We start from the raw sequence: 17,147 nt of genomic DNA, 5'->3' as shown, positions 1-17,147 counted from the left end.
CAATAACCAATAACCAATAACCAATAACCAATAACCAATAACCAATAACCAATAACCAATAACTAATAACTAATAACTAATAACAAACAACTAATAACAGTCAACTGCTGTACAGTTCCATAATATCGCTAACTGCCATCCGCGAATTTGCTCCTAAATTCAGCGGTGATGTGTGTCCTCGCTGCAAGTGTTCTGCTGCGGCACAGCCGATCATTGCTGCGTTGTCTGTACAATATTTTAATGGGGGAAACAATACTCGCAATTTGTGTTTGGTTGCTGCTGTTTGTAAGTGTTTTCGCAGTCCGCTGTTTGCTGCAACTCCGCCGCCTACTACAATAGTGCTGAGCCCGAAATCTAGCGCGCAGCCGATCGCTCTTTTTGTTAAACTCTTAGCTACTGTTTCCTGAAAACTCGCCGCAATATCATTAATTGTAGAGTCAGCTAAAATGCCTTCGCCACCGGTATTAATATCTTGTTTTTTAAGTTTCTGCACTAATTGCAAAACTGCTGTTTTCAACCCGCTAAAGCTACTATCGTAGGGATGGTAGCCGCCTCCCGGCATCGAAATTCTGCCTTCTGGTAGGGGGTATGCTTGGGGATTGCCAAGGGCTGCTAATTTGTCAATTACCGGCCCGCCTGGATATCCTAGCTGCAAGAGTCGGGCGACTTTATCAAAAGCTTCACCGGCTGCATCGTCGCGTGTTTGTCCTACTGTTTCGTAAACGCCGCAATCTTTGACGTAAATCAAGCTGGTGTGTCCCCCGGAAACTAACAAGCACAAAAATGGTGGCTGCAAGTCGGGTTCGGTAAGGTAAGAAGCGTAGATGTGTCCTTCGAGGTGGTGGACACCTAAAAAAGGTTTTTGGTGGACTATTGCTAAGGTTTTGGCTGCTGTGAGCCCGACTAACAATGCACCTACTAAACCGGGTGCACAAGTGGCTGCAATGCCGTCAATTTCTGACCAACTCAGGTTGGCTTCACTCAAACACTGGGCAATTACCTGATTTAGCATTTCTAGGTGACTGCGCGAAGCTACTTCGGGTACTACTCCACCATACTGCTGGTGGATTTTAATTTGTGATGCTACAACATTGCTGCAAACTTGACGATTCTTAACAATTGCTGCTGCTGTTTCGTCACAACTTGTTTCGATCGCGAAAATGGTTGCCATTAACTGGTAATTTTATTTGATAGGTTAGCTATTGCTAGCTTAACTAATTCGGCGCAACTCCCCCGCTATACTTGTACTCAGGTTATAGCTCCTAGGAGCATCTGCCTGTCCTGTGGACAGATGCGGGCGATCGAGAAGTGATGCAAGCTGTGAAATATCCTTGCGGTATTGCTAGCTCTCACGCTGACTGATAAAATGCGAATCCCTGATTGTATTAGGTTTTCCCGCATCAATGATGGAGATTTTACACTCTCAGCAAGTGCGGTAATCTAGATTCGCGATCGGCAAGTTGAAATGCTTGTAAAAAAACTTATTGTTTTGTAACAAAGGGAAACAATTTCATGCGACGATTGTTTGCTGCAATTTTAGTGGTTAGTCTGTGGTTCAGTTTTGCTCCAGTTGCTTCGGCTTACAATTTAGTGCCGTGCAAAGACTCTCCCGCATTCCAAGAACTTGCTAAAAATGCGCGTTCTACAAATGGCGACCCAGCATCTGCGAAAGCGCGATTCGAGCGTTATTCTGCCGAGATGTGCGGCCCGGAAGGATACCCGCACTTAATCGTAGACGGCAATTTGAGTTTCGCTGGCGACTTTTTGATTCCCAGCGTCCTGTTCTTGTATATTGCTGGTTGGATTGGTTGGGTGGGCCGCGCTTACCTGCAAGCAGCCAAAAAATCATCAACTCCCGAGGAAAAAGAGATTATTATCGACGTTCCTTTGGCAATTAGCTGTATGCTGAGCGGTGTTTTGTGGCCTCTGGCGGCTGTCAAAGAAATCACCACCGGTGAAATGTTTGCTAAGGACGATGAAATTACTGTTTCCCCCCGCTAAAATTGGGAAATGGATCGGCGCTAATAGCTAGTAGTTAACCAATTGCACTGCAAATTAGCGCAATTAGCGGTAGACCGACAATTACCACCTGTCTCAAATTTTCAGGAGCAGAATTCATGCAATATTTTGTCAAGTTTCTTTCGACAGCACCAGTATTGGCTATCCTCTGGATCTCAATTCAAGCTGCGGGCTTGATTGAATTTAACCGCTTTTTCCCAGACTTGCTTTTCCATCCGCTACCGTAAGATTTGAGCGAAATTAGATCGCCAAACCTAGGGGAAAATAGTTGAGAGTTTTGAGTTTTGAGTTTTGAATTAAATGTGAATTGAAATTTCAAACATCAAAACTCTCAAAGCCGGTTGGTTGAAGGCCACCCGCGCGGGGAAAATCTCCGGCTTGGTAAAAAGTATTTTTTGTTTGAGTGCGAGGTGTTGCGGCCCAGATTTAGACTCGCTGGCGGGGAAAACTCGCCAGCGGGGAAAACTCAGGATTGCAACACCTCACACTACAAAAGCACTCCGAAGAGAGGCTTCCCCCGCGCCAGTGGGAAAAAGCCAAAATTTTCAACTAGAGCGGTTCGATCGCGTGGTGAGGTATGCTTAGGCCCTATGCCGCATAGTACCTCATCTTTCCCTTGAAAGGCTATATCTAGTTACCACATTAGTTTCTCAAGTTTCTGATGACTAATGACTGATGACTGATGACTATTGACTAATGACTATTGACTATTGACTAATATTGTGAATCGATGAAGTCTTATCTCGCCGCAGCAATTCAAATGACTAGCTTGCCTGACCTGGAAAAAAATTTGGTTCAGGCAGAGGAATTAATCGACCTAGCAGTACGTCGGGGTGCGGAATTAATTTCCTTACCAGAAAATTTCTCCTTTATGGGAGAAGAAGAGGATAAAATTGCTCAAGCAGAGGCGATCGGACTCCAAAGCGAAAAATTCCTCAAAACTATGGCCCTGCGCTTCCAGGTAACGATTCTGGGTGGCGGGTTTCCGGTGCCGACCGAGAGCGGGAAGGTATACAATACTTGTTTGCTGGTAGACCCAAACGGCAAGGAGTTGGCAAGGTACAAAAAAGTACATTTATTTGATGTGAATGTACCAGACGGCATTACTTACAGGGAATCAAACACGGTGAAAGCTGGTGAAGATTGGCCGCAGGTTTATGTGTCGCCGGAGTTGGGGACGCTGGGACTTTCTGTGTGCTATGACGTGCGGTTCCCGGAAATGTACAGGTATTTGTCGCAAAAGGGTGCTGATGTTTTGTTCGTGCCGGCCGCTTTTACGGCTTACACGGGTAAGGATCACTGGAAGGTTTTGCTGCAAGCTAGGGCGATCGAAAATACTTGTTACGCGATCGCCCCGGCACAGACTGGACGCCACTACGGCCGCCGTCAAACTCACGGTCACGCGATGATTATAGACCCTTGGGGTGTGGTTTTGGCGGACGCGGGAGAGGAACCGGGTGTGGCGATTGCAGAGATTAATCCCGATCGGCTAGAACAAGTCCGCCGCCAAATGCCATCGCTGCAACACCGGGTTTTTCTGTAAAGGATTTTTGAGATCCAATGGGTCTCAAAATTTCGGTTTCCGTCAGGGAAAAAGCCTAAATAATTTTGAGCCAAACATATTGTTTAATGAAGGTTCAATGACCGTGCAGTTCTGCTAAAAGGAGAATTGGCGAAAGTAGAATTGCACGAAATGCGTCTTTTTTGGAGAAATGAAACACACTCTTTCGGTTTTAGTTGAAGATGAAGCGGGTGTCCTCACTCGAATTGCTGGTTTGTTTGCCCGTCGGGGTTTTAATATTGAAAGTCTGGCCGTCGGCCCGGCGGAGCAAGTGGGAGTGTCTCGGATTACGATGGTTGTACCGGGAGACGATCGGGTGATCGAACAGTTGACCAAGCAACTGTACAAGTTGATTAATGTGCTCAAAGTTCAGGATATAACGGAAACTCCCTGTGTGGAACGGGAGTTGATGTTGCTGAAAGTTAATGCCGCTAGCGGGACGCGATCGGAGATCATTGAGTTAGCTCAGATTTTTAGAGCGCGAGTGGTGGATATTGGTGATGATACGCTGACTTTGGAAGTTGTCGGAGATCCGGGTAAAATGGTGGCGATCGTCCAAGTTCTGAATAAATTTGGGATTAAGGAAATTGCTCGGACTGGAAAAATTGCCCTGACGCGGGAGTCGGGGGTAAATACGGAGTTTCTCAAGTCTTTGGAAGCGAAAGTTTAAGCAAGCAGTCAAGCCTGAACATAGGAGATGTAACGGAGCTAATATCAAATCCGGTAGCATCGGAATTATATAGTGCTGTCTCCCCCGAGCGAAGTCGATGTTCGGGGGGACAGCACTATCAATAATTTACATATTTGACACTCTCCAAAAGGTGAGAAGTCAGTCGATTTTAGATTGAGGGATTTTAGATTTTAGATTGAGAAGTCAGTCGATTTTAGATTTTAGATTGGGGGAGTCAGGGATTGAGAGATAGATCTGTCAATACCTCATCTTGTTGACACTCAAGCGGGCTAAAGCCACGCTCGATTCTGCTGACAGAATAACTTTAGTTATTACTAAAGTCTGATTCTCGCTACGCTAGCCAAACAACGTCTACTTAGTCACCCAAATCAAGTTTAGGTTTTTAGCTACTTTTGTCGTTTTAAAGTTTTCTGAACCATCACGCTTGCCAAAATACGGTACGCTCAACAACCTGCTGTTATTTGCCCTTTACTGTCATACTGTCATCAAACTTGCGCTCAACCGTTGTTTCCAGGGGCGGGAATTTCTCCGTACTAGGATGTCTCAACACGTAGATGTTTGTTCTTACTTACTTGTCGAACATAATACAATATCTCAATAACAATAGCAACAAGAAAGAACACTCTTGACTTCAGTCCCCGTGTCGCTTCCCTCTCAGGACTAAAGTCGCTGAGTTTCCCGCATCCGGTATTAATTTTTATGAGAACTGCTCTATGTAAATGCAAAACACAGGTTCCCTCACTGTTTCCAGAAAGGTAACTCAGGAACGTTTCGCCAATGCTAAGGTCATGGTAGACAGAGCACCTCAAGTCTGATGATAAATACGCTATGAAGTTTGTCTGCGTTCTGTCCCCTCAACAATTGCTTTCTGCTGGTATCGCATTGTTTGCTGCGATCCTCTTCGAGGGCTTCGCTAACGAGTGCGGCGTGTGGCTAGCTCCAAACGCGGCTCAAGCCAACGCCTTGGGGCCAAATTACTCGTCTGTAACGCCGAAAATCCTTGCTAGTAACGATGTTCGTTGCAGTGGCGCGCGATCGCCCGAAACTCGCTGTCATGTCGGCGGTTTGTTCGTCAAAACTCAAAATACCGCCCGAGAACAAGTATTTCCTCTCAAAAAAACCGAAGTCAAAGCCAAAATTGCCGGCAATATCTCCCGCGTCGAAGTTGTTCAGAAGTTTGAAAATCCTTTTCCCGAATCTTTAGAAGCTGTTTATGTCTTTCCTTTACCCGACGAAGCGGCGGTGGATGACATGGAAATTAAAATCGGCGATCGCATTATTAAAGGTGATATCAAACGGCGCGATGAAGCTTTGGAAATTTACCAAAAAGCTCGCCAAGAAGGCCGGACTGCGGGTTTGTTGGAACAAGAACGCGATAATATTTTTACTCAGTCTCTGGCTAATATCAAACCGGGAGAAAAAATTGAAGTTAGGATTCGCTACACCGAAAGTCTCAAGTTTGTCGGTGGCGATTACGAATTTGTGTTTCCCACGGTGGTTGGGCCGCGCTACGTTTCGCGAAATACGACCGATCCCGATCGCATTAACCCGCCTGTTTTGACTCCCGGAACGCGATCGGGTCACGATATCGCTGTGGAGGTAGAAATAGATGCCGGAGTGGCGATCGGCGATGTCCGCTCTACTTCCCATCAAATTACCACTGACCGCAGCGCCAATATTGTTCGCGTCAAATTAGCTGACTCTGACACAATTCCCAATAAAGATTTAATTCTGCGCTATCGAGTAGCAGGCGAAAATACTCGCGCCACAGTCCTGACTCAATCCGACCAGCGGGGCGGTCATTTTGCTACTTATTTGATTCCCGCCTTAAACTACAAAACCAATGAAATTGTACCGAAAGATGTCGTATTTTTGATGGATACTTCCGGTTCCCAGCAGGGCGAACCGCTGGCAAAATCTAAGGAGTTGATGCGTCGCTTCATTCAAGGGCTAAATCCCAAGGATACTTTTACTATTATTGATTTTGCCAACACTGCGAAAGCGCTTTCAACAACTCCTTTAGCGAATACAGAAGCTAATCGACAAATGGCAATTAAGTATATCGATGCTTTGCAGGCTAACGGCGGCACAGAACTGCTCAACGGCATTCAAACTGTGATGAAGTTTCCAGCGACAAAAACAGGAACTCTGCGGAGTATTGTACTGATTACTGACGGTTATATTGGTAATGAAAATGAAGTTCTCGCCCAGGTGCAGCAGAGTCTGAAACCGGGAAATCGACTTTATAGTTTTGGTGTGGGCAGTTCGGTGAATCGGTTTTTGCTCAACCGTTTGGCAGAAGTGGGAAGAGGTACTTCTCAAGTAGTTCGTCAAGATGAACCGTCAGCACCGGCTGCTGAAAAGTTTTTTCGCCAAATTAATAATCCGGTATTGACTAATATTCAAGTTAGTTGGGAAGGAATGGGGGAAAAACCAGAGATTTATCCGATCGCCCCGCCAGACTTATTTACCAGTCAACCGCTGGTTTTGTTTGGCAAAAAGAGCGATCGGGCTAACGGCAAACTTCGCATCCGCGGCACTCAAGCCGGCGGCAAAGTTTACGAGCAGATTTTACCTGTGAATTTTGCTCCCGAATCGGGGCGACAGCGGGAGTCAACTTCAGTCGCAGCAAGTGTTACAGATTTTGGTAATCCGGCGGTGGCTCAACTTTGGGGGCGATCGCGCATTAAAGGTTTAATGAATCAAATGTTTGGCGGCGAGACTAAATCTCTGGTGGAAGCTGTGACTAATACTGCTCTGACTTATCACTTGCTATCGGAATACACGGCTTTGGTGGCGGTGAGCGAAGAAGTGCGAGTCGATCCAGATGGATCGCGCCGTCGCGTGCAAGTGCCTGTAGAATTGCCGCAGGGTGTCAGCTATGAAGGTATTTTTGATGCCCAGAAGGACGAGCAAACTAGGGGCAGGGTTCGCAGTATGACCCCGACTCGGAGCCCGCTACCGGTGAGTCCAGCTCCTGGTGTCGCGCGGCTAGCCCCTTACGCCGAACCAGCACCGCCGCCGCCGCCCGCGCCGAAGCCTTTGACTTCTCGCTTGCAAGTAGTCAGTGCCCAAGGCTTGGATGCCGCGAGTCGCGCTGCTTTGACTCAATACTTGCAATCTGTTAATCTCCCGGCGGGAGTTAGCGGTGAGACGGTGTGGGAGTTTTCGGTACAAAACGGCCGCGTACAGAAAGTGGCGATAGACTCTGGAAGCTCTACCCTGAAAGCAACAGACGCTCTAGAGACTCTCAAGAAAGCCTTGATTTCCTGGCAACCGCCGGCAGGGTTCCAGGGTACGGTGCGCCTGAATTTGCGGATTAATCCCGATCGTTAAGGAATGACTATCTATGTCAAGGAACATTAACTTTTAAGTCAAAAGTACCGAAATGGCGATCGCTACTGTGAGAACAATATAAAATCTTTATTAAGAGATTGTGTTTGAACAGAAACTGGTGTTATAGGAAGTTATAAAGTTTGAGGCAAACGCTAAAACAGTCTAATTTCTGACACAGTTCCATTTCTGAAACAACCTCCTAATTAAGATTTCTCGATCGCCCCCCCAATCAGAGAAGGTATCACGCCCTATGGAAGTTAGCGAACTGCTCAACAATTACGAAAAAGGAGAAAGAGACTTTGCTGGAGCCGATTTGCGCGGTGCGAACCTCAGCGGAGCCATCTTAATCGGAGTCAACCTTTCGGGCGCTAATCTTTCCGGGGCGAACCTCAGCAGAGCATTTCTCACCAAAGCAACGCTCAAAGGCGCACAAATGCACAGAACAAATCTGAGTTTTGCCAAAATGGGCGAAACCAAACTCTCCGGCGCAGATTTGACAAAAGCTAATTTGAGCGGAGCTTTTTTGGTAAAAGCAAAATTGCCTAGAGCTAAATTAAGCGGCGCAAATTTAAGCGGCGCAAACCTGCGGAGTGCTGTATTGTGGAATGCCAATTTGTGCAGCGCCGACTTGCAATTAGTTAACTTGCTGGGCGCGAATCTGACGGGAGCTAATTTTAAATGGGCCAACCTTTACGGTGCAAAGCTCAACAGTGCAAAACTTTTTGGAGCTCAACTAACCGGAGTCAGTCTGCGGCGAGCGCAGTTGACAGGGGTGAATCTTTGCGGTGCAGATTTGAGCGGCGTTAATGTCAGCGAAGCTAAACTGATGGGAGCTAATTTAGAAGGCTCGAATTTGGCGGGAGCAAATTTCAGTGCGGCTCAGTTGCGAGGCGTTAAATTGGCTGGTGCAAACTTAACTGGGGCTAAGTTTAAGGGAAGTTGTTTGATCGGAGCAAATCTGAATTGGACAAAGCTGTGTCAAACTGATTTGATGGCAGCAGATTTGAGCGAGGCGACTTTAATCGGAGCTAATTTAGACAGTGCTTTGTTGGCGGGAGCTATTTTGCCGGAATCTACTAGGCGCTACTTTTCCTTAGCTGGGGCGTGCAGAATCAATTCTTGGGAAGTTGCGGCAATTTAAAATAATTAGTTAGTAGTTATTGGTTATTGGTTATTGGTTATTGGTTATTAGGAATTGGGAATTGGGAATTGGGAATTGGGAATTGGGAATGTCTAAGGATCGAAAACTTAATAACTTAAACACCTCCTACAGTCCTCTCTCCCGTAAGTTGCTAGATAAAAGGAGACTCTTCCTCGCCCCAGAATCATTACCAGGCTCTTCCTGGTAACGAGCAATTGCTTAAGTTATTAAATTTTTATTCCTAAGCTATGGCGGTATTTAAATTAATTGTATGTTAAAAAAAGGATCGCACAATGAGTCGGGTGTCCCGCTAGCCCTGAATATACAATGTTTATTTGCGGGACAGCTTACCCTTTTCCTGCTAGAAAATGCGATCGGGCTTTTCTATTCAAATTAATTATTTAATCTCAAAACTTAATCGTTATGACATTTAATTTCGGAGTGGTACTGGTAACAGCAGGCTCGGAAGCCGAGGCCGAGAATATCGCTAAATCTCTCGTCGAAAACAAGCTGGCTGCTTGTGTGAGTTTGTCGCCGATTCGCTCGATTTATACTTGGCAAGGCGAGATTCATTCCGAGGCGGAGTGGCAGTTGGTGATTAAAACTGATTTGGCTAAATTTGAGGCTTTAAAAACAAAAATACAGGAACTTCATTCCTATGAAGTTCCCGAAATTATTGCTATTCCGATTGTCGCTGGCAGCGAGGCTTATCTCCATTGGCTGGGACAATCTTTAAGTTTGGAGTCAGAACTTTAGTCGTAAATTCTCCCAAAAATAGGGAATCAAGTCCCTGCTACAAACGGTTGGAAACCTACAAATTTTGACTGGTAGGGCCGATGACACCGACTTTGTGACGAAAACTTAGTTCGCCGCCGAACCAGCCTGTAACGCCCAGCAAGGAAGCAACGACGACTGACAAGGCTAAACCTGTAAAGACGATCGGCTCAGCGGGATTTCCCTGTCGCAACAGCAGGTTAATCAGGGAAAGTACGAGAGCGGCCACATTGCCGCCCATGTGCAACCAACCGGCACTGCGATCGCGCACTCTTTTAATTCTCGTAAAATCTAAAAAGCCCGTGATTCCCGCCAAAATCCCCGCACCAAAACCGCAACCGATCAGCCAAACCGAAGCTCTCGCCCAAAATGGATCGCTTGTCAGCCAATAACCGATATCCGTGCCGGCGGCTCCGACTAAAAAGGCGATCGGAAACACAATCAGCACTGGGTGGAGGGGATGGCCCGCAACTGAAACTGTACTGGTAATCCCGGCATCGCGATACTCTGCGTCATCACTTTCGAGAATCGGCGGAATATTAGGATAAGGTGTACTATTTGTTTGATTTGTTTCCATGATTTTTACAGATAACTTTTGTACGACAAACCCGTTTTTATGGGATTAAAGTTAATCCATAATCCGATCGCCATTTTCGTCAACGCGGATCTGCCGAACTACGTCAGAAATTTCTTCCGCATCTTTGACGTGGTGCAGGGCTTTCTTTTCCCCGTCTGGTTCTTCTACAATGAAATAAGTTGGAACTGTAACTGTGTCTCCCGTGATGTCTGGCACGTTATCTACCGCCAGTTGCTTGGCTTTTTCTTCGATGGTTTGCGGTTTGTCGGAAATGCGATCGCCCGGATTGGCAGTGCGTTCCATATCTCTGCCCGGTTTGTCGATACTCATAAAACCTCTGTAGTATTTCTAAATTTTTTGCTGGCTGTAATTCCTAATATTGAACAAAAAATATCCCTCCGCAAACATCTCCCAAGGGGTGTAAATTGCAGTTATGCCGATCGCGCGCAGCATCTTCCTCTAGGTAGAGACTTTTGAGCTGGTTCCCAAACTACCTAAGCTAAAATCAAAGTATTATATTAATTCCGGTTGCATCGGAATGATGTTAACTGTTAACTGTTGACTGTTAACTGTTGACTGTTGACTGTTGACTGTTAACTGTTAACTGTCAACAGTGAATTTACTATTCCGATAAAGAGAGGATTTGATATTATTTGTTCTTTTCCTTTAAATTGCTAATGAAAAGTTACGATTGGATTGTTGTCGGCGGCGGAATTACGGGCGCAGCAGTGAGTTACGAACTCAGAAAAAAAGGTTTTTCGGTGCTACTTTTAGAACGAGATACTGCGATGCAAAATGCTACTCGTTTTAGTTACGGCGGCTTGGCTTATTGGTCGGGGACGACTGATTTAACTCGCCAATTATGTCAGGAAGGTATCGAACGCCACCGCAATTTATCGGCCCAATTAGATGCTGATACGGAGTTTCGCGAGTTGGATTTGTTGCTGACAATTGATGCGGGAAGCGATGCCGAACAAGTAGCGGCTAATTACGCCCATTTTGCAATTCCTCCGCAGCTTTTGAGCGCTGCAGAAGCTGGTGAGTTGGAACCTTTGCTGAATAAAAGTGCGATCGCCGGAGCTCTGACTGTCCGTCACGGTCACATTTCCCCCACAGCCACAAATCAAGCTTATTGTCAAGGGTTTTTGCGGTTGGGAGGAACTATAGAATTTGCTGAAGTAACTGGGTTGATTGCAGAAGGAAATCGGATTTCGGGAGTCAAAACGGTACGCGAAAATTATGCTTGCGAAAATGCAGTGATTTGTGCGGGAGGTTGGAGTCGAAGTTTGCTGAAGGCTGCAGGTATTTCGGCAGGAGTTTATTTTACTCGCGCTGAGATTTTGGAGACTCCACCTGTGGATTTGCAACTCAGGACTTTGGTGATGCCTGCGCTATTAAAACGTTTTGAATTGGAAGCTGAATCGAGTAAAATTGAGGTAGATTTTCTTTGGGATGAACCGGATAAAGAGTTGCACCCGCCGATTTTAGATGCTGGTGCAATTCGGTTTAATGATGGCAGTTTGCGGATTGGGCAATTGTCGCGCACTTTGAGCGATTTGAATACTAAAGTCGATCGCCAAACTAGCGAAAAGGCAATTCGTGCCGGTATCGGCAAGGTTTTGCCAGATGTGGCAAATTTACCTGCAACTTGGCACGATTGTATTGTAGCCTTTAGCGCCGATAATTTGCCTGTAGTGGGGCCGATTGGCGATCGCCCTGGATTGCAGGTTTTTTCGGGTTTGAGCAATCCTTTGGCTATTGTACCCGCTTTAGCTGAGCGATTTGCAAATTGGGCGGCGGGAGAAAAAGATTGGGCGATGGCTTACGCCCCGCTACGCTACGAGCTTTTGTCTCCAGATAGATTTGTTAAAAAATGACTAATCTTAACTGTTAGTGGGTAGGGCGGGTTAATGTATATTATTAGTTGGAATTATAGATATAGCCTTTCTCTGAAAGATGAGGTACTATCCGGGATAGGGGATAGGGCATAGGCCAAACCGGGCATAGGGCATAGGCCAAACCGGGCATAGGGCATAGGGCATACCTCACCACGCTTGAGAACCGCTATAGTTGGTTAACCCGCCCCCTTTCAGCTAATGACTAATGACTAATGACTAATAACCAATAACCAATAACTAATAACCAATAACCAATAACCAATAACCAATAACCAATAACCACTAACTAATAACTAATGACCAAGAAAAGGAAGCGCGACAATAAATGTAGTACCTTTATCAATAGCACTTTCCACACTTATTGTACCGCCGTGCAGGTCAACTATGTGTTTGACAATGCAGAGTCCCAAACCCGATCCTTTAATCTTACCTACATTAGGACCACGTTCAAACTGCTGAAATAGTTTTCCTTCATATTCCGCTGTCATTCCTATTCCTTCATCTCGAACACAAAATATTATTTGCTGGTTTTCGCAGCTTAATTCTAAACTAACATTGCCGCCCTTAGGAGAATATTTAATAGCATTTGATAGCAAATTAGTCAGGAGGTGGTGCAGCAATTTTACATCAAGATTGGCGTACAGCTGCTTTGTTTGGGCGCGAAAATTTAGGATGTGTTTATCGGTGACGATAGGTTGCAATTCTTCTAAAATAGAGCAGCAGAAATCTGTCACATTTAAACTATCTAAATTCAAGGAAAGTTTGCCGGCTTCTGCTTTACTGAGCATTAAAATATCCTCCAGCAATCCACTCATATTACTGACGGCTTTTTTGATACGAGCGACATTTTTATTGGGAGTTTCGGGAGTTTTATGTAATTCGCTATCTTCCAGCATTTCCGCCGATAGTTGTATCGTAGTTAAAGGAGTGTTTAAATCGTGGTATGCCATTGAAATAAATCGCGATCTATTGTTGCTTTTCGCGGCGGCTAATGCAATAAGTGTTTGCATTTTAACTGCTTCTTGATGTTTGCTCAGCGCTATCTTGATCGTAGCGTGCAATTCTCTTTCTTTAAACGGTTTGAGGAGGTAGCCGTAAGAACCACTATTTTCGGCTCGCTGCAAAGTTTCGTCGTCTGCATAGGCAGTTGTATAGATAATTGGGATATCTAATTTTTGATTAATCCTTGTTGCTGTTTCTATGCCGTCAATCTCGCCTTTTATGACTATATCCATTAAAATTAAATCGGGTTTGATTTCGCCTGCACGCTGGATGGCATCGGCTCCTGAAGAAACGATACCAGCGATTGTATATCCCAATTTTTCTAATTTTACAGATAAATTTTTAGCGATTAATAGTTCGTCTTCGACAATTAAAATATTAATTTCTTGAGTTGGAAATATCATGACTTTAAAACCTTTGACAGTAGTTGAGTTCGTTAAATATCACGTGAAATTCGGTGCCGATTTTTCTTGAGAGTTCGATGCTTCCTTCTAACTGTTCGGTTAAGGTGCAGACAACTTGAAAGCCCATCGAGTTAGTTTTCCGAAAATCTAAGTTTTGAGGAAAGCCAATGCCATTGTCCTTGACCAAGAGGTGGATTTGCCGATCGCCCGTTTGATAGCATTCTACACTAACTGTACCGCTAGCACCATCAGGAAAAGCGTGTTTCAGGATATTTGAAACCAATTCATTGGCAATTAAGCCACAAGGAGTAGCAGTCTCTAGATTGAGGGAAATTGGTTCAGCTATTACCTGCAACAGAATGCGGTTGTCACTAATATTATAAGAGTGAAACAAGTTAGTTACCAAATCTTCGAGATATTCGCCAAAATTAATTTGCGCCAGGTTAGTCGATCTGTACAGTTTCTCGTGAATCAGAGCCATAGAGTACAGGCGGTTCTGACTTTCTTCAAACATTTGGGCTAATTGGGGATCGGAAACTGTGTTAGATTGCAATTCTAACAAACTGGCAACGACGCAGAGGTTATTTTTGACGCGGTGGTGAATTTCTTTGAGCAAAATCTCTTTCTCTTTGAGGGAGTTTTTCAAATTTACTTCCGCTTGGAAGCGCTCGCTCAGTTCAGCTTGCAGTTGCTGGTAGAGTAGAGATTGGTGAATGGCGATCGCCAATTGATTAACCAACTGCTGAAATAAATTGATTTCCGATTCTTGCCAATCCCTGGGCCCATCGCACTGGTGTGCAATCAGCAATCCCCAAAGCTGGCCCTGCTGAATAATCGGCACTACCAACTTTGCCCTCACTTCAATTTGTTTCATAAACTCGACCATACAAGGTGTAATAGAGGTCTCATTTATATCGGAAATCGCACGAATTCGCCCTTGCAAATAAAGCTGATAGCTTTCGGCAGGAAAAACCTCTTCGCCCAAAAAATTCCCTACCAGCGGGCTGCATCTTTCTGCCACGGCTTCAGCAACGACCAAACCGCCACTTTTAGGTAAAATTTGATAAACCAAAACTCGATCGGCTAACAATATTTGCTGGAGTTCGGCAACCGTGGTGTTGAGAATTTCCTCTAATTGCAAAGACTGGCGGACGCGACGGGCGATCGCCTCCACCAGCCGTTCTTGCTCAAACTGCTGCCCCCTGGCAATTTCAGCGTATTTAGAATTGCTGATATCGGCAATGTAACCAATAATTTCGATCGGTTTTCCTCTGCTATCTACCAATAGTTTTAGTTCCGTCCGCAGCCAGCGGTAAAATCCGTCTCTGTGCCGAAAGCGGTACTCGAAAATAGAATTTTTACCATCGGATAAATTAGAAAACTTTTCTATAAATTCCGGTCGATCTTCAGGGTGAATGCGATTCAACCAAAAGTGAGAATCTGTTAACAGTTTGTGAGAGTCGTAGCCAACTATCGTCCTCACGTTGTCGCTAATATAAGTAGTACGAAAATTCCCTCTCGGCTCCACAGTAAAAATTACCGCCGGATTGAAGGCTAGCAAAAATTGTAGCCGTTCTTTTAACTGTTGCAATTCTATTTCTGCTCGCTTGCGATCGCTGATATCTTCGATCGCCGCCATGCTGTAGAGAGGAAGACCCTCGCCGTCGCGGATCAGCGTCACCGTCAAGTTAGCCCACATCAGTTCGCCATTCTTCTTAATCAAGCGTTTTTCCATCCCGAAGCGAGAAATATTGCCCTCGATTAACTGCTTGATTTGCTCTAAATCTGCTTCTAAATCTTCTGGGTAGGTGATATCAGCTAAACTCATTGTCGCCAACTCCGCATCAGTGTAACCCAACATCTGCCGATGAGCTGCATTCACTTCGCTCAAGCGGTAGTCGCGCACGGTTGCCAAACAGATCGCAATTGGAGCATCATCAAACAAATTGCGAAACTTTTCCTCACTTTTTTGCAGTGCAGCTTCTGCGTTTTTGCGAGCGGTAATGTCTCGCGCTACCCACATCACTCGATCGACCCCCAGCGGCGAAATACGGCCATCAAACCAGATTAACTTGCCCTCAATTTCCATGCTGTATTCAACTCTATGGATTTTCCCAGATGCCAAGGTTTGGTGAATGTAGTTGAGGGCAAAATGAGCTTCCGCTTCCGGGAAGATTTCCGCGATGGTTTTGCCCAGCATTTCAGGAGCCGGTTTATACAGCAGTTGGGGAGCAGTGGGAGCCACTTTGAGGTAGCGGCCCATGCCATCGAAAACCATCACGATATCCGTCATCGCATTAAACAGCGCCAGCAGTTGAGCTTCGGAGTTTTGCAGTTTTTCTGCAGTCAATTTAGCTGTTAATACGGCTTGTTCGTAGCGTTCAGTGCGCTGCTGAACTCTCACTTCTAACTCTGCATTGAGTTGCTGCAAAGCGATTTCTGCTTGTTTGCGAGCCGTAACATCCCGCCCTGCAGCTTGATACTCGACAATTTGTCCGCTCTCATCGAATATAGCCCGATCGCTCCACTGCTGAGTGCGAATTTCTCCCTTCGGCAAAATTACCCGGTGTTCGCAAGTAAAAACAGGCTTTTCGGGAGACACTAAATTATATTGCTCCACAATAGATTCTCGGTCTTGTTCTAAAATTAATGGCAGAAAGCTATTACCAAGTAAGTCTTCTGGTTTCATGCCAAAATAGCGGCAATAAGCTTGATTGACAAATGTGATTGTGCCGTCGGGGAGGTAGCGGCAAATCAGTTCGGTTTGGTCTTCCACAATCGCCCTGTAGCGGGATTCGCTGTGGCGCAGGGCTGTTTCGGCATTTTGGCGATCGCTGACTTCTTTGGAGATTTCTGCATGGTTTTCTAAGAGTTCAGACTGTTTTTGCTGAAGTTTTACAACTTCTTGCTGCCCAATTTTGACTAGGTTGTAAATTTCTGGGCGAATCCTTTTTTCGGTGAGTAAACCTACGGGCTGACCTTGTTCGTCCACAATTGGCAAACAATCGATAGAATGTTGACAAAATAGCTTAAATATGCTAAAGATATCGGTAAGTTTTGATTCTTTTAAAACAATTAAATTTCGGGTCATCACATCGGCAACTTGCATTGTTTGCCATCCAGATTCGGAGGCGACTAAGTTCAGCACATCTCGGGGGCTTAGCAGTCCGACTACCTGATTTTCATCGACAACTAAGACGCAACTAATCGATGCTTTTACCGTTTCGTTTGAGTCGGGAAGTGCAGGTGAATTAGGCAGCGGGTAAGGGTTTCTCGCCCGACGCATCAGGGCGATCGCCTCTGGGAGCAAAGTTGAGGGCGCAACCGTCACTGGCGGGCGATCGACAAATTCTAAGGGCGATCGTAAATTTGTCAACAAATTCGTAAATTCCATCAGTCTAGACCTACAAAGTATTGTTAACTAACTTTAGCAACACTTTTGGTCATCAGCCAAATGACTAATGACTAATCATATCAAATCCTCTCTTCATCGGAATAGTAAATTCAGGCGTTGACTGTTGACTGTTAACTGTTGACTGTTGACTGTTAACTGTTAACTGTTAACTGTTGACTGTTAACTGTTAACATCATTCCGATGCAACCGGAAACGATATGACCGATGACTAATGACTAATGACTAATGACTAAAGACTAATGACTACTGACTACCATTGGTAACAAGTTAGAAAGGAGTAGATTTTGTCAATACCCCTTTGTGCATAAATATAATTGGGTAATAATGAT

Annotated in this window: 14 protein-coding genes; 9 read left to right on the top strand and 5 right to left on the bottom strand. The window is 45.2% G+C overall.

Going from position 1 to position 17,147, the window contains the following annotated elements; all coding sequences use genetic code 11:
• Nucleotides 1–100 precede the first annotated feature (100 nt).
• On the bottom strand, nt 101–1,171 hold the full coding sequence (gene tsaD, locus QUA97_RS26590) for a tRNA (adenosine(37)-N6)-threonylcarbamoyltransferase complex transferase subunit TsaD (protein ID WP_194065800.1): 1,071 nt from the start codon (nt 1,169–1,171) through the stop codon (nt 101–103).
• 341 nt (nt 1,172–1,512) lie between these two features.
• On the opposite strand from tsaD, the gene QUA97_RS26585 reads away from it, so the two are divergent.
• The 8 genes from QUA97_RS26585 (at nt 1,513) to cutA (ending at nt 9,504) form a co-directional block, all read left to right on the top strand.
• A complete protein-coding gene (locus QUA97_RS26585; RefSeq protein ID WP_194012451.1) occupies nt 1,513–2,001 on the top strand; it encodes a Photosystem I reaction center subunit III in 489 nt (162 codons plus the stop codon).
• Nucleotides 2,002–2,117: 116 nt separating this feature from the next.
• Nucleotides 2,118–2,246 carry a photosystem I reaction center subunit IX gene (psaJ, locus tag QUA97_RS26580; RefSeq protein WP_193971956.1) on the top strand — a complete coding sequence of 43 codons (129 nt, stop codon included), beginning with the start codon at nt 2,118–2,120 and terminating at the stop codon, nt 2,244–2,246.
• A gap of 118 nt (nt 2,247–2,364) precedes the next feature.
• On the top strand, nt 2,365–2,604 hold the full coding sequence (locus QUA97_RS26575) for a hypothetical protein (protein ID WP_333197205.1): 240 nt from the start codon (nt 2,365–2,367) through the stop codon (nt 2,602–2,604).
• A gap of 145 nt (nt 2,605–2,749) precedes the next feature.
• Nucleotides 2,750–3,562, top strand: coding sequence for a carbon-nitrogen hydrolase family protein (locus QUA97_RS26570; protein ID WP_333197202.1), 813 nt, complete (start codon nt 2,750–2,752; stop codon nt 3,560–3,562).
• Nucleotides 3,563–3,731: 169 nt separating this feature from the next.
• Nucleotides 3,732–4,250 carry an acetolactate synthase small subunit gene (gene ilvN, locus QUA97_RS26565; RefSeq protein ID WP_194012453.1) on the top strand — a complete coding sequence of 173 codons (519 nt, stop codon included), beginning with the start codon at nt 3,732–3,734 and terminating at the stop codon, nt 4,248–4,250.
• Between the two features lie 849 nt (nt 4,251–5,099).
• Complete coding sequence (locus QUA97_RS26560; RefSeq protein WP_333197200.1) at nt 5,100–7,607, top strand: VIT domain-containing protein; 2,508 nt, start codon at nt 5,100–5,102, stop codon at nt 7,605–7,607.
• 250 nt (nt 7,608–7,857) lie between these two features.
• Entirely contained in the window at nt 7,858–8,748 is an 891-nt protein-coding gene (locus QUA97_RS26555) for a pentapeptide repeat-containing protein (protein WP_333197198.1), read from the top strand.
• Nucleotides 8,749–9,171: 423 nt separating this feature from the next.
• Nucleotides 9,172–9,504, top strand: a complete 333-nt coding sequence (cutA, locus tag QUA97_RS26550) for a divalent-cation tolerance protein CutA (RefSeq protein ID WP_333197196.1) — start codon at nt 9,172–9,174, stop codon at nt 9,502–9,504.
• A 55-nt stretch (nt 9,505–9,559) separates the two neighbouring features.
• Here cutA and QUA97_RS26545 read toward each other — a convergent pair whose 3' ends face one another.
• On the bottom strand, nt 9,560–10,099 hold the full coding sequence (locus QUA97_RS26545; RefSeq protein ID WP_194065794.1) for a DUF2231 domain-containing protein: 540 nt from the start codon (nt 10,097–10,099) through the stop codon (nt 9,560–9,562).
• 51 nt (nt 10,100–10,150) lie between these two features.
• On the bottom strand, nt 10,151–10,429 hold the full coding sequence (locus QUA97_RS26540) for a hypothetical protein (RefSeq protein WP_194065793.1): 279 nt from the start codon (nt 10,427–10,429) through the stop codon (nt 10,151–10,153).
• A 347-nt stretch (nt 10,430–10,776) separates the two neighbouring features.
• Here QUA97_RS26540 and QUA97_RS26535 point away from each other — a divergent pair, with 347 nt between their 5' ends.
• A complete protein-coding gene (locus QUA97_RS26535; RefSeq protein WP_194065792.1) occupies nt 10,777–11,976 on the top strand; it encodes an NAD(P)/FAD-dependent oxidoreductase in 1,200 nt (399 codons plus the stop codon).
• Between the two features lie 314 nt (nt 11,977–12,290).
• On the opposite strand, the gene QUA97_RS26530 is transcribed toward QUA97_RS26535, so the two are convergent.
• Nucleotides 12,291–13,403 (bottom strand): hybrid sensor histidine kinase/response regulator, encoded by a 1,113-nt coding sequence (locus tag QUA97_RS26530; RefSeq protein ID WP_333197191.1) that lies wholly within the window; start codon nt 13,401–13,403, stop codon nt 12,291–12,293.
• A 4-nt stretch (nt 13,404–13,407) separates the two neighbouring features.
• Entirely contained in the window at nt 13,408–16,797 is a 3,390-nt protein-coding gene (locus tag QUA97_RS26525) for a PAS domain S-box protein (protein WP_333197189.1), read from the bottom strand.
• Nucleotides 16,798–17,147 lie beyond the last annotated feature (350 nt).

This window comes from Microcoleus sp. CZ3-B2 (assembly GCF_036705055.1).
Taxonomy (GTDB): domain Bacteria; phylum Cyanobacteriota; class Cyanobacteriia; order Cyanobacteriales; family Microcoleaceae; genus Microcoleus.
The sequence above is the reverse complement of the archived record's forward strand: the minus strand, read 5'-3'. Positions and strand labels throughout refer to the sequence as shown.

Coding starts and splice junctions, on each gene's coding strand:
- QUA97_RS26525 (WP_333197189.1), bottom strand. CDS start 16,797: ATGGAATTTACGAATTTGTTGACAAATTTACGATCGCCCTTAGAATTT.
- QUA97_RS26540 (WP_194065793.1), bottom strand. CDS start 10,429: ATGAGTATCGACAAACCGGGCAGAGATATGGAACGCACTGCCAATCCG.
- tsaD (WP_194065800.1), bottom strand. CDS start 1,171: ATGGCAACCATTTTCGCGATCGAAACAAGTTGTGACGAAACAGCAGCA.
- QUA97_RS26560 (WP_333197200.1), top strand. CDS start 5,100: ATGAAGTTTGTCTGCGTTCTGTCCCCTCAACAATTGCTTTCTGCTGGT.
- QUA97_RS26585 (WP_194012451.1), top strand. CDS start 1,513: ATGCGACGATTGTTTGCTGCAATTTTAGTGGTTAGTCTGTGGTTCAGT.
- cutA (WP_333197196.1), top strand. CDS start 9,172: ATGACATTTAATTTCGGAGTGGTACTGGTAACAGCAGGCTCGGAAGCC.
- QUA97_RS26570 (WP_333197202.1), top strand. CDS start 2,750: ATGAAGTCTTATCTCGCCGCAGCAATTCAAATGACTAGCTTGCCTGAC.
- QUA97_RS26530 (WP_333197191.1), bottom strand. CDS start 13,403: ATGATATTTCCAACTCAAGAAATTAATATTTTAATTGTCGAAGACGAA.
- psaJ (WP_193971956.1), top strand. CDS start 2,118: ATGCAATATTTTGTCAAGTTTCTTTCGACAGCACCAGTATTGGCTATC.
- ilvN (WP_194012453.1), top strand. CDS start 3,732: ATGAAACACACTCTTTCGGTTTTAGTTGAAGATGAAGCGGGTGTCCTC.
- QUA97_RS26555 (WP_333197198.1), top strand. CDS start 7,858: ATGGAAGTTAGCGAACTGCTCAACAATTACGAAAAAGGAGAAAGAGAC.
- QUA97_RS26545 (WP_194065794.1), bottom strand. CDS start 10,099: ATGGAAACAAATCAAACAAATAGTACACCTTATCCTAATATTCCGCCG.
- QUA97_RS26535 (WP_194065792.1), top strand. CDS start 10,777: ATGAAAAGTTACGATTGGATTGTTGTCGGCGGCGGAATTACGGGCGCA.